9 protein-coding genes and 1 tRNA gene are annotated in these 13138 nt (G+C 69.5%); all 10 read right to left on the bottom strand.

The window, feature by feature from the left end:
• Positions 1-26: 26 nt before the first annotated feature.
• Positions 27-1964 carry a VWA domain-containing protein gene (locus tag ACGF4C_RS02365; RefSeq protein ID WP_393562573.1) on the bottom strand — a complete coding sequence of 646 codons (1938 nt, stop codon included), beginning with the start codon at positions 1962-1964 and terminating at the stop codon, positions 27-29.
• 242 nt (positions 1965-2206) lie between these two features.
• On the bottom strand, positions 2207-2341 hold the full coding sequence (locus tag ACGF4C_RS02360) for a DLW-39 family protein (RefSeq protein ID WP_003958712.1): 135 nt from the start codon (positions 2339-2341) through the stop codon (positions 2207-2209).
• A gap of 189 nt (positions 2342-2530) precedes the next feature.
• A tRNA-Ile gene (locus tag ACGF4C_RS02355) sits at positions 2531-2604 on the bottom strand.
• An 88-nt stretch (positions 2605-2692) separates the two neighbouring features.
• Entirely contained in the window at positions 2693-3391 is a 699-nt protein-coding gene (locus ACGF4C_RS02350; protein ID WP_393562571.1) for a DUF3566 domain-containing protein, read from the bottom strand.
• Between the two features lie 15 nt (positions 3392-3406).
• Positions 3407-6010 carry a DNA gyrase subunit A gene (gene gyrA / locus ACGF4C_RS02345; RefSeq protein ID WP_393562570.1) on the bottom strand — a complete coding sequence of 868 codons (2604 nt, stop codon included), beginning with the start codon at positions 6008-6010 and terminating at the stop codon, positions 3407-3409.
• Between the two features lie 50 nt (positions 6011-6060).
• Positions 6061-8115 carry a DNA topoisomerase (ATP-hydrolyzing) subunit B gene (gyrB, locus tag ACGF4C_RS02340; RefSeq protein WP_393562568.1) on the bottom strand — a complete coding sequence of 685 codons (2055 nt, stop codon included), beginning with the start codon at positions 8113-8115 and terminating at the stop codon, positions 6061-6063.
• Positions 8116-8424: 309 nt separating this feature from the next.
• Positions 8425-8958 carry a DUF721 domain-containing protein gene (locus ACGF4C_RS02335; RefSeq protein WP_030412284.1) on the bottom strand — a complete coding sequence of 178 codons (534 nt, stop codon included), beginning with the start codon at positions 8956-8958 and terminating at the stop codon, positions 8425-8427.
• A complete protein-coding gene (gene recF, locus ACGF4C_RS02330; RefSeq protein ID WP_393562566.1) occupies positions 8955-10091 on the bottom strand; it encodes a DNA replication/repair protein RecF in 1137 nt (378 codons plus the stop codon). The genes ACGF4C_RS02335 and recF overlap by 4 nt, the downstream gene beginning before the upstream one ends.
• A 52-nt stretch (positions 10092-10143) precedes the next feature.
• Positions 10144-11022 (bottom strand): phosphogluconate dehydrogenase (NAD(+)-dependent, decarboxylating), encoded by an 879-nt coding sequence (gene gnd / locus ACGF4C_RS02325; protein ID WP_030798389.1) that lies wholly within the window; start codon positions 11020-11022, stop codon positions 10144-10146.
• A gap of 148 nt (positions 11023-11170) precedes the next feature.
• Entirely contained in the window at positions 11171-12301 is a 1131-nt protein-coding gene (dnaN, locus tag ACGF4C_RS02320; protein ID WP_030412281.1) for a DNA polymerase III subunit beta, read from the bottom strand.
• Between the last annotated feature and the right edge of the window lie 837 nt (positions 12302-13138).

The raw sequence follows: 13138 nt of genomic DNA, 5'->3' as shown, positions 1-13138 counted from the left end.
CACGGTCCGCCTCGCCGTGCGTCCGGTCACCACGAGCCACCCCTCCTCGGATCCGAATCCCCGCCGCGCACCGCCGGCTTCCGGCGGGCCCGTACGTAGGCCAGTGCCAGACCGGCCAGCATCAGGACCCCTACCGCACCGACGGCTACGGCCACCATGCGTCCGGTGGACCATCCTCCACCGTCCTGTGGCGCACCGTCCGCCCGGGCCCCGGGAGTTCGCCCGGCGGCAGCACCGGTGACCGTGGCCGCGCTCGCCTCGGGGCCGGCCTTCTCCTTGCCCAGCACCGCGATCCTCAGCACCACTCCGATACGCGGGTTCTGGGCGATCTCGGCGGCCTTGGCGCCCAGCGTCACGGCGATGTAGAAGTCGCCCTTCTCGTGCACGGGAATGACGTTGGGGTGGCCCTCGTAGCGGTTGGTCCAGGCGACCGGGACCGTGCCCATCTTGAGTGCGGCCGGCCGGCCGTCGTACGGGACCGAGGGGTCGAACTCACCCGTGCCGCTGCCGACCGGGATACGGAACGGCGTGTAGACCTGGGTGCCGCCGGAGGAGATGGTGGCGCTGTGGCCCCTGACCGTGGGTTCGTTGGCGAACTCCACGTCGTAGCGCAGCTGCTGGCCCCAGCCGACCGGCACCTTGTACCAAAGGGTCTGCGCCGGAAGGATCCTGTCCCGCCAGACGCCGGGGTGCAGGGGGCGTGCGTCGTTGAAGCCCGTGCCGCCGGTGACGTCCCGGGGCGCGGTAGTGGGCAGGGCCGCATCCTTCCCGCCCGCGCCGTACTCGGGCTCCGACTGCGCGGGGGTGACGCCCTTCGTCAGCGGTGGTTCCACGTGAAACGTCAGCTCCATCGGCCAGCGCGCTGCGTCCGAGCCCTTGGGGGCCTTGCGATGGACGACCAGCCAGTACCGGCCCGCCTTGTCGCAGGTGCCGGTGCCGGTCTGCGAGGGGACCCGGCTGACGCCGGACGTCAGTGGCGTGGCGCCCTCCGACTGCCCGAACAGCGCGGTACTGGAATCGCAGGCACTGTCGGTGCCGTACGCGATCCGGGTGTTGAGGGTGTCGAGGAGGCCGACGGTGGCTCCGGACTGCGGCACCACGGTCGCCGAGAAGTCGGCCGTCGACCCGGCGTCCAGATCGACCGCGTACCAGCGCTCCTCGTTGGGCCCGATGGAGTCCAGGTACTGGCCGGGAACGAGGTGCGGGGCGCCGCTCCTCGTCGCCGTGCCGCGGGCCGGCTTCCCCTTGAACCGGTAGCCGTCCGCGGAGAGTTGGCCGGCCCGCTGGAGCTGACGGGCGAGCGCCCGGGCATCCGGGGCGTCGTAGTAGCGGCCGTTGCCGGCCTTGGCGATGCATTCCAGCTGTGCGCGGGCCTTGCCGGCCACCTGGAAACCGATGGCGTCGATGTGCAGATCGACGCCGGACGCGGCGAGTTGAGCCGCGACCTTGCACGGCGGCGGTGCCTGGCAGTTGTCCTCACCGTCGGAGATCAGCAGGATCGTGCGCTTGCCGCCCGAGCCGCCGGCCGGCCGGGGAAGGTCACCGGCCGCCTTGCGCAGCGACAGCCCGATGGGGGTGTCGCCCTTCGGCCGGACGCCCGCGACGGCCCGCTTCAGCCCCGCCCGGGCGAGCGCGGCGACCGGCTGGACGAGCCGGGTGTCGTCGCAGCCCTTGGGCTTGTCGGCGCCGTAGACCCGCAGACCGGTCGGGTAGCCGTCGGGCAGGGAGTCCACCACGGCACCCACGGCCTTACGGGCGGCGGCGATCCGGGTGCTGCCGGCCCCGTCGCTCCCGCTCATCGAGCCCGAGGAGTCGAGCACCATCACCATGCCGCTGCCCGCCGCGGCCGGCGCGGCTTCTGGCATCCCCGCGGCGGTGGCCGGAAACGGTGCGGCCACGGCGGCCAGGGCCAGCATCAGCCCGCCGAGCAACGCCACCGCCCCTCTGCGTGGTCGGTGTGCCATGCCTTGACCCCCCTAGAGTCCTGCTGGTCACATCACAGACAGAAACTTTGCTTATGCAAGCTAATGGTGTGCGATAGCAAACTCAAGGGGATCACCGTCACGGTCCCGCAACGACAATCAGCCACCCCGGCCCGCTCCCCGCCACCCCACCGCACACCGCCCCGCCCGTCCCCGGACATACGAAACCCCGACTGCCACCGGGCAATCGGGGTTCGTACGAGCTTGCTGTACGTAGGTGGGTCTCAGACACCCGAACCTGCGGGCACGGAGTCGGTCGCCTCCGTCCACAGATCCTGCTCGGCGCGATCCGCCTGGATCTGGCGGTACACGAGGAGCCCGCCGATGGCGGCCAGTGCGACCAGGAGAAGCTTCTTCACCGCGCGACCTCGTCTTTCGTTGACGTAGGGGACCTATGTCGGCCGATGATACACACCGGCCGATACCGATCGGTTACCTAGCTCGCGGTCGGCAACACCTCGTCCGCGGGCGCCCGCCGCGAGCCAACTTCCGCACCGGAACAACGAATCGGCCCGGCGGGGAGTTCCCCGGCCGGGCCGATGGTGCAGTGCGGCTACCAGGACTTGAACCTGGGGCCTCTTCCTTATCAGGGAAGCGCTCTAACCGTCTGAGCTATAGCCGCGCGTTCGCTGCACCGAAAGATTAGCGCACTTCAGAGGCGTTCCCAAAATCGGTTCCGGGAGCCCCCCGGACGCCCTCCCGTCCGGGCCTCATTCGTCCTCGGCGAGGGTCAGCTCCACGCCCCCGACGAACCCGGCCGAGAGGTTGTAGATGAAGGCGCCGAGGGTGGCCAGGGCGGTCGCCAGCACCACGTCGATCACCGCGATGATCCCGGTGAACAGCAGCACCCGCGGCAGCGACAGGAACGACTGCAGATCAAAGCCGCCGCCGTCGCCGGAGCCGGTGGCCTCGCTGATCGTCCCGCCGACCGTGGAGAAGACGCCCATCGCGTTCATGACCATCCACAGCACCGAGACGGCCACGACCGTGCAGATGCCCAGCGCGATCGAGAGCAGGAAGCTGACCTTCATCACCGACCACGGATCGGCGCGCGCGACCCGGAGCCGGGCCTTGCGCGTCCGCGGGGCCGTGGCGGCGCCCGTACGGGGCTTGCGGACCGCTTGGGAGCCGCCGCCCGGTCCGCCGGCGGTGGAATACGCCTGGGGCGGCTGGTACGGCGTTTGCGGGCCCTCTGCGGCCTGCGGGGCCGGGTCCTGCGGCCGCTGCGGTTGCGGCTGTGGCTGGCGGGTGTCGCTCACGGGTCCCCCCTGGTGCGCGCCCTCGTGTCGGGGGCCGTCGGCAGAAATGGCGGAGCCACGGGCGCTGTCCTCCTTCACGGTCGCGGGTCCGGACGGGGAGTCCTTCCTGACTCCCGGTCCACCCGCCGCAGCGCCCGTGGCTCCACTCATGACCTACTCCTCGTGCTACTCCGCCGGGGGCTCGGTCACCTCTGCCGCCTCGGTCCCGGGCTCGTCCCCGTCGACCTCTTCGGCTTCCCGGCCGGCCTCGGCGTTCCGTGCGATGCCCACGACGGCATCGCGCTTGCCCAGGTTGATCAGTTGGACGCCCATGGTGTCACGGCCGGTCTCCCGGACTTCGTTGACCCGCGTACGGATCACGCCACCGCCGAGCGTGATGGCCAGGATCTCATCGGTCTCCTCGACGACCAGCGCGCCGACCAGCGAACCCCGGTCCTCGACGATCTTGGCGGCCTTGATGCCCAGACCGCCGCGGCCCTGGACGCGGTACTCGTCGACCGCGGTGCGCTTGGCGTACCCGCCGTCCGTGGCCGTGAAGACGTAGGTGTTCGCACGGACCACGTTCATCGAGAGCAGTTCGTCGCCCTCGCGGAAGCTCATGCCCTTCACGCCCGAGGTGGCCCGGCCCATCGGCCGCAGCGCATCGTCGGACGCGGTGAAGCGGATCGACTGGGCCTTCTTGCTGATCAGCAGCAGGTCGTCGGCCTCCGAGACCAGCTCGGCACCGATCAGCTCGTCGGAAGTGCCTTCGGCGTCGTTGTCCCGCTCACGCAGGTTGATCGCGATGACACCACCGGACCGCGGCGAGTCGTAGTCCTTCAGCGGCGTCTTCTTCACCAGGCCGGCCTTGGTGGCGAGCACCAGATACGGCGCGGCCTCGTAGTCGCGGATCGCCAGGATCTGCGCGATCTGCTCGTCCGGCTGGAAGGCCAGCAGGTTGGCCACGTGCTGGCCGCGGGCGTCACGCCCGGCGTCCGGCAGCTCGTAGGCCTTGGCGCGGTAGACCCGGCCCTTGTTCGTGAAGAACAGCAGCCAGTGGTGGGTGGTGGAGACGAAGAAGTGGTCGACGATGTCGTCTTCCTTGAGCTTCGTGCCCCGGACGCCCTTGCCGCCGCGCTTCTGCGAGCGGTAGTCGTCCGTCTTCGTGCGCTTCACATAGCCGCCACGGGTGATCGTGACGACGATGTCCTCCTCGGCGATCAGGTCCTCGATGGACATGTCACCCTCGAAGGGCACCAGCTTGGAGCGCCGGTCGTCGCCGAACTTCTCGACGATCGCGGCGAGTTCCTCGCTGATGATCTGGCGCTGGCGCTCCGGGGAGGCCAGGATCGCGTTGTACTCGCTGATCTTGCGCTGCAGCTCGTCGTGCTCGGCGGTGATCTTCTGGCGCTCCAGGGCGGCCAGCCGGCGCAGCTGCATCTCCAGGATCGCGTTCGCCTGGATCTCGTCGATCTCCAGCAGGCCCATCAGGCCCTCGCGCGCGACCTCGACCGTCTCACTGCGCCGGATCAGCGCGATGACCTCGTCGATGGCGTCCAGGGCCTTGAGCAGACCGCGCAGGATGTGCGCCCGCTCCTCGGCCTTGCGCAGCCGGAACTTCGTCCGGCGGACAATGACCTCGATCTGGTGCGTGACCCAGTTGCGGATGAACGCGTCCAGGGAGAGCGTGCGCGGCACGCCGTCCACCAGGGCGAGCATGTTCGCACCGAAGTTGGTCTGCAGATCGGTGTGCTTGTAGAGGTTGTTGAGGACGACCTTGGCGACCGCGTCCCGCTTGAGGACGATCACCAGGCGCTGGCCGGTGCGCGAGGAGGTCTCGTCACGGACGTCCGCGATGCCGCCGATCTTGCCGTCCTTCACCAGGTCGGCGATCTTCTGGGCGAGGTTGTCCGGGTTGACCTGGTAGGGCAGCTCGGTGACCACCAGACACTGGCGGTTCTGGATCTCCTCGACCTCGACGACCGCACGCATGGTGATCGAGCCGCGGCCGGTGCGGTAGGCCTCCTCGATGCCCTTGCGGCCCACCACCAGCGCGCCGGTGGGGAAGTCCGGGCCCTTGACCCGCTCGATCAGCGCGTCCAGCAGCTCCTCGTGGGAGGCCTCCGGGTGCTCCAGCGCCCACTGGGCACCGGCGGCCACCTCTCGGAGGTTGTGCGGCGGGATGTTCGTGGCCATACCGACCGCGATACCGGCCGAGCCGTTGATCAGCAGGTTGGGGAAGCGGGACGGCAGGACCGTCGGCTCCTGGTTGCGGCCGTCGTAGTTGTCCTGGAAGTCGACGGTCTCCTCGTCGATGTCCCGGAGCATCTCCATCGACAGCGGCGCCATCTTGCACTCGGTGTACCGCATGGCCGCGGCCGGGTCGTTGCCCGGGGAGCCGAAGTTGCCGTTGGAGTCGACCAGCGGCATCCGCATCGACCACGGCTGCGCCAGACGCACCAGCGCGTCGTAGATGGAGGTGTCGCCGTGCGGGTGGTACGTACCCATGACGTCACCGACGACGCGGGCGCACTTGTAGAAGCCCTTCTCGGGGCGGTACCCGCCGTCGTACATCGCGTACAGGACGCGGCGGTGGACGGGCTTGAGGCCGTCCCGGACGTCCGGCAGCGCACGCGAGACGATGACGGACATCGCGTAGTCGAGGTAGGAGCGCTGCATCTCCGTTTCGAGCCCGACGGGCTCGACGCGCATCCCGACGCCTTCGATGGCGGCGGGCGCGCCCTCGGCGGTCACGCCGTCCGGGGTCACAGGGGGGTTCTCGTCGGCCATGGTGGTTCAAAGTCCTTTCGAGCTGCGGCTGTTGTTCGGGCCGACAGGGCTCAGATGTCGAGGAAGCGGACGTCCTTGGCGTTGCGCTGGATGAACGAGCGGCGTGCCTCGACGTCCTCGCCCATGAGCACCGAGAACAGGTCGTCGGCGCGGGCCGCGTCGTCCAGCGACACCTGACCGAGCACACGGTGGTCGATGTCCATGGTCGTCACCCGCAGCTCCTCGGCGTTCATCTCGCCGAGACCCTTGAACCGCTGGATCGAGTCCTCACGGATCCGCTTGCCGTTCTGCTTGCCGAGCTCGACCAGCGCGTCCCGCTCCGAGTCGGAGTAGGCGTACTCGAAGTCGTCCCGGCCCCACTTGATCTTGTACAGCGGCGGGCGGGAGAGGTAGACGTGACCGGCCTCGACCAGCGGGCGCATGAAGCGGAACAGGAAGGTCAGCAGCAGGGTGTTGATGTGCTGGCCGTCGACGTCGGCGTCCGCCATCAAGATGATCTTGTGGTAGCGGAGCTTGCTGATGTCGAAGTCCTCGTGCACGCCCGTGCCGAAGGCCGAGATCAGCGCCTGGACCTCGTTGTTCTGCAGGATCTTGTCGACCCTGGCCTTCTCGACGTTCAGGATCTTGCCGCGGATCGGCAGGATCGCCTGGTACTCCGGGTTCCGGCCGGACTTGGCCGAGCCGCCGGCGGAGTCACCCTCGACGATGAAGATCTCGCACTTGGTCGGGTCGTTGGACTGGCAGTCGCTCAGCTTGCCGGGCAGCGACGCGGTCTCCAGCAGGCCCTTGCGGCGGGTCAGATCGCGCGCCTTACGGGCGGCCACGCGGGCGGTCGCCGCCTGGATGCCCTTGCGGATGATGTCCGCGGCCTCGTTGGGGTTGCGGTCCAGCCAGTCGTTGAGGTGCTCGTGGACCACCTTCTGGACGAAGGTCTTGACCTCGGTGTTGCCCAGCTTGGTCTTGGTCTGGCCCTCGAACTGCGGCTCGGAGAGCTTGACCGAGATGATCGCCGTCAGACCCTCGCGGATGTCCTCACCCGTGAGGTTGTCGTCCTTCTCGCGGAGCAGCTTCTTGTCGCGCGCATAGCGGTTGATCAGACCCGTCAGCGCGGCGCGGAAGCCCTCTTCGTGGGTACCGCCCTCATGGGTGTGGATGATGTTCGCGAAGCTGTAGACACCCTCGCTGTACTGGGTGTTCCACTGCATCGCGAGGTCGACGGAGAGGTTCCGCTCCTTGTCCTCGGCCTCCACCGAGACGACCGTCGGGTGGACCAGCTCGCCCTTGCGGGAGTTGAGGTACTTCACGAAGTCGACGATGCCGCCCTCGTAGTAGTACCGGACCGAGAGCGGCGAGCCGTCCTCGTCCACGTGGTCCGGGCGCTCGTCCTTGAGCGAGATGGTCAGCCCCTTGTTGAGGAACGCCATCTCCTGGAAGCGCCGGGACAGCGTCTCGAAGCTGTAGGTGGTGGTCTCGAAGATCTCGCCGTCGGCCCAGAAGGTGACCGAGGTGCCGGTCTCGTCGGTGGCCTCGTGCTTGGCCAGCGGGGCGGTCGGCACACCCTGCTTGTACTCCTGGGTCCAGCGGTAGCCGTCCGTGCGGATCTCCACCGCGACCCGGGTCGACAGCGCGTTCACCACGGAGACACCGACGCCGTGCAGACCACCGGAGACCGCGTAACCGCCGCCGCCGAACTTGCCGCCGGCGTGCAGCACCGTCAGCACGACCTCGACGGCCGGCTTGTTCTCGGACGGGACGATGCCGACGGGGATACCGCGGCCGTTGTCCACGACCCGCACACCGCCGTCGGCCAGGATCGTGACGTCGATGGTGTCGGCGTGGCCGGCCAGCGCCTCGTCGACGGAGTTGTCGACGACCTCCTGCACGAGATGGTGCAGACCGCGCTCGCCCGTCGAGCCGATGTACATGCCGGGGCGCTTACGGACCGCGTCCAGGCCTTCGAGGACGGTGATCGCGCTGGCGTCGTACGACGTCTCCACCGAGGAGTCGCCCATGGCGCCGGCAGGAACCCCCTCTTCAGTAGAAGCCGTGTTGTTCTCGTTGAGGTCGCCGGAGTCGGCCACGAAGCGCCCTTTCTGGCACAGCACAAGCCCCTTCCGCGCCTGAGCGGGTCACCCCGGGAAAACAGGCGGGAGCGGCTGCGTCGTTCAGTGCTTGTCGACGTATCCCGCAAGACGCGCGAGATTGCTACCAGTGTACCGGTGGCGCCGACACTCATGGGGGTTTGCAGGCACCTGAGTCGTCATGTGCCGCCCTGAACCGCCGTCCGCCGACTCCCCATATCCGAGAAGGGGCCCCAGGACGCTCAAACGGGCACTCAGCGCTTCCGGCTGTCAACCGGCGGCTACCGTGAGCGGAGTCTCACCCGCACCACTGGTGAACCGGTGTCCTGCGGCCTATCCGTAGGTGTCGCCGGGGCCCTTGCTACCGGGCGCGCGCAGCGCTCCGTACCGGCGGGCGGGGCCGCCCGGACCCAGCACCTTGAGCATCTTGACCGTGCCGTGGCCCAGGTCCTCGTTGAGCCGGGCCACCAGCTGCGGGGCCAGCAGGCGCAGCTGGGTCGCCCACGCCGTGGAGTCGCACGCCACGGTCAGCACCCGGGCGTCCTCGTCGTAGCGCTGCGGCTCACAGTGCTGCGCCACCTCGGGGCCGACCAGCTGCGGCCAGCGGCCCATCACCCCGCCGACCGCCGCCGGGGTCTCCCAGCCGCGCTCCGTGATCAGCCGGTTGATCGCCGCGCCCAGCGGCAGCGGATCGCGGCCGTCCGCCCGCGCGCCGGAGCGCAGGCCCCCGCGCCGGGCCTGCTTCTTCTGCTGCGCGGCCGCGCCCCGCGCCCGCGCCTGCTCCTTCGCGGCCACCAGCGCCTGCCGGGCCAGGTCCACGCCGGACAGCGCCGGGGGCTCGGGCCGGTCGGACTGCTGCTCGCTCACGGGGTCACCTTCTCGACCGCGCCGTCGAAGACCGCGTAGCGCGCCCCGGCCAGCACCCCGGGCACGTCGTCGTCGACCGCCGCCGTCACCAGCACCTGCTCGCCCGGGGCCACCAGCTCCGCCAGCCGCTCCCGGCGCCGCGCGTCGAGCTCGGCGAAGACGTCGTCCAGCACCAGCACCGGTTCGTTGCCCTCGGCACGCAGCAGGTCGTACGAGGCCAGCCGCAGCGCCAGCGCGTACGACCAGGACTCGCCGTGGCTGGCGTAGCCCTTGGCCGGCAGCTGGCCGAGCTTCAGCACCAGGTCGTCGCGGTGCGGGCCGACCAGCGTCACGCCGCGCTCGATCTCCTGCTTGCGGGCCTCGCCGAGCGCGGCCAGCAGCACGCCGTACAGCTCCTCGCGGGAGGTCGCGCCGGCCATCGCCTCACCGGCCGAGGGGCGGTACTCCATCGCCAACGGGCCGCCGCCCGGGGCGAGTTGCTCGTACGCCTTGTCGGCGAGCGGATGCAGCGCGGCGATCAGGTCGAGCCGCTGCGCCAGCAGCTCGGCGCCGGCCCGGGCCAGATGCTGGTCCCAGACGTCCAGCGTCGACAGGTCCATCTGGCGGCCACCGTGCCGCCGGGCCAGCGCCGCGGTCTTGAGCAGGGTGTTGCGCTGCTTGAGGACGCGGTCGTAGTCGGCGCGCACCCCGGCCATCCGGGGCGAGCGCGCGGTGATCAGCTCGTCCAGGAACCGCCGGCGCTCGCCGGGGTCGCCCTTGACCAGCGCCAGGTCCTCCGGCGCGAACAGCACCGTCCGCACGATGCCCAGCACATCACGCGGTTTGACCTGCGAGGACCGGTTGATACGGGCGCGGTTGGCCTTGCCGGGATTCAGCTCCAGCTCGATCAGCTGCTGCCGCTCGCCCTGCGTGACGGCGGCCCGGACGACCGCCCGCTCGGCGCCCATCCGCACCAGCGGCGCGTCCGAGGAGACCCGGTGGCTGCCGAGCGTGGCCAGATAGCCGATCGCCTCGACGAGATTGGTCTTGCCCTGCCCGTTGGGGCCCACGAACGCCGTGACGCCCGGATCGAGCGGGACCTCGACCCGGGCGTACGAGCGGAAGTCGGCGAGCGACAGATGCGTCACGTGCATGGCGGTGCGCCGACCTCCCCCGGCTGCGTGGTGGTGCCAGTACTGCTGGTGGTTACTTCTTGTTCTCGACCGCGTGGCCACCGAACTGGTTGCGCAGCGCGGCGATCATCTTCATCTGCGGGGAGTCGTCCTGGCGGGACGCGAAGCGGGCGAAGAGCGAGGCCGTGATCGCGGGCAGCGGAACGGCGTTGTCGATGGCGGCTTCCACAGTCCACCGGCCCTCGCCGGAGTCCTGTGCATAACCGCGCAGCTTGTCCAGGTGCTCATCGTCGTCGAGGGCGTTGACGGCCAGGTCGAGCAGCCAGGAGCGGATGACCGTGCCCTCCTGCCAGGAGCGGAAGACCTCGCGCACGTCCGTGACGGAGTCGACCTTCTCCAGCAGCTCCCAGCCCTCGGCGAAGGCCTGCATCATCGCGTACTCGATGCCGTTGTGGACCATCTTCGCGAAGTGGCCGGCGCCGACCTTGCCGGCGTGCACCGAGCCGAACTCGCCCTCCGGCTTGAGGGCGTCGAAGATCGGCTGCACCTTGGCGACGTCGTCCTTCTCGCCGCCGTACATCAGCGCGTAGCCGTTCTCCAGGCCCCAGACGCCGCCCGAGACACCGCAGTCGACGAAGCCGATGCCCTTGGCCTTCAGCTCCTCGGCGTGCTTCTCGTCGTCGGTCCAGCGGGAGTTGCCACCGTCCACGACGATGTCGCCGGGCGAGAGCAGCTCGGCCAGCTCGTCGATCGTGGACTGGGTGGCGGCGCCGGCCGGCACCATGACCCAGACCACCCGCGGACCCTTCAGCTTGTCCACAAGCTCCTGGAGGCTGTTCACATCCGCCAGGTCCGGGTTGCGGTCGTATCCGACGACGGTGTGGCCGGCGCGGCGGATGCGCTCGCGCATGTTGCCGCCCATCTTGCCGAGACCGACGAGACCGAGCTCCATCAGAGACCCTCTTTGCACGTAGTCGTTGCTGTAGTACCCGGGTCCGAGCCTACGCCCGCAGGTCCGCGCACACCTGTGGGCTCAGCCGCTCATCAGGGCCCTTCAGCCGGTCGCCGCAAGGGCCCCGCCATGGGCACGCTCCCGGCCGTCAGCCCGACAGCCGCACCGGCATGATCAGGTACTTGTAGGCGTCGTCCGCCTCGGCGTCCTTGGCGGGGCGACCGCTCAGCAGCGCCGGCTTGGTGGACGTCGTGAACGACAGCTGCGCCACGGGGGAGTCGATCGCCGACAGGCCCTCCAGCAGGAAGCCCGGGTTGAACGCGATCGAGATGTCGTCGCCGTCCAGATCGGCGTCGACCCTCTCCACAGCCTGTGCATCGTCGCTGGAGCCGGCCTCCAGGATCAGCACGCCCTGCTCGAAGCTCAGCCGGACCGGGGTGTTGCGCTCGGCCACCAGCGCCACGCGCTTGACGGCCTCGACGAACGGAGCGGTCTCGATCACCGCGACCGAATTGAACTCGGTCGGGAAGAGCGTGCGGTACTTGGGCAGGTCGCCTTCCAGCAGACGGGTCGTCGTCCGCCGCCCGGCGCCCTCGAAGCCGATCAGGCCCTCGCCCTGGCCGGAGCCGGACAGCGCCAGCGTGACCGTGTCGCCGCTGCTCAGGGACTTGGCGGTGTCCAGCAGCGTCTTGGCCGGGACCAGCGCGACCGCGGAGGCGTCCGGGCTCTCCGGCTTCCACAGGAACTCGCGGACCGCGAAGCGGTAGCGGTCGGTGGAGGCCAGGGTGACCGTGTCGCCCTCGATCTCGATGCGGACGCCGGTGAGCACCGGGAGGGTGTCGTCACGGCCGGCCGCGATGGCCACCTGGGCGGCGGCCGCGGCGAAGACCTCGCCGGGGACCGTGCCGGTGGCGGTGGGCATCGCCGGCAGGGACGGGTACTCCTCCACAGGAAGGGTGTGGAGGGTGAACCGCGAGGAGCCGCAGACCACGGTCACCCGTACACCGTCGGTGGAAATCTCCACCGGGCGGTTGGGGAGGGCGCGGCAGATGTCGGCGAGCAGCCGGCCGGAGACGAGGACCGTGCCCTCCTCCTCGACCTCGGCCTCCACCGAGACGCGTGCGGAGACTTCGTAGTCGAAGCCGGAGAGGCTCAGTGCGCCGTCCTCGGCCTTCAGCAGCAGGCCCGCGAGGACGGGCACCGGCGGACGGGCCGGGAGGCTCTTGGCCGCCCAGGCCACTGCCTCCGCGAGTACATCGCGCTCCACCCGGATCTTCACCGGAAACCGCCTCCTGCTGTTGCTGGCTTACGCCCTGCTGGCCTTCGTCGTCGGCTCAGTTGCCGGAGACCAGTCTGACGCACGCCACCGACAGTCGGTGCGGCTCGGGGTCAAGTCGACTCGGGCGACGCCGGACGCCGGGCCGCCGAGTTGTGCACAGGCCCCGTTTCCGAACGAGTTCCCCGGTAGATATCCGTGGTCGTAGTAGTAGGCCCTGTGGAAACCGTGGACAACTGCGTCTACGCAGGTCAACGCCGGTTTTTTGTCCACCGCGGCTGTGGGCGGGGGCCGTGGATAAACGGCCCGTGCTGTGGACCGCGGAAAGTTCTGCACACCCGATGCACAGGGGACGGGCAGTTCTCCCCAGTGCCATCCCCAGCTTTACCCACGTTCCCCACAGCCCAACCCATCACCTTGGTGTGACGGCTTTCACTCAGCACGGTGAGAGGGGGTGTTGTGTTGCCGAACAGTGGACAGGGGTGTGGAGAAGCTGGGGATCGCTGGGGACAACGGCGGCTCACCTGTGGGCGGGCGGTGGACAAGAGATCCACCGCCCTGTGGACGGAATCTTTGTCCACACCCTGTGGAGAGCGCTTGGCCACAAATCCACACCCGGCTGACCTCCTACGATCTTCCTTCGGAGAGCCCGGCTGTGGATCCCACAGGGATAACTTTCCTCTCCCCAGGGTGTGGACGGAAGATTCTTGCCCAATCTGTGGAGAGAGGCCGTGACCAGGCCGGGAATCGAACACGGCCGGCAGCGCTCCACAGCCCGGGACGGCCGCGCAGTGCGTCGTACACCGTCGTGCACCGCGCCGTACACGGCGCCGGGCGGCC

Origin of the sequence: Streptomyces sp. NPDC048197 (genome assembly GCF_043202395.1) — a bacterium.
GTDB classification, from domain to species: domain Bacteria; phylum Actinomycetota; class Actinomycetes; order Streptomycetales; family Streptomycetaceae; genus Streptomyces; species Streptomyces siderophoricus.
This window is presented reverse-complemented; position numbering and strand designations above follow the sequence as displayed.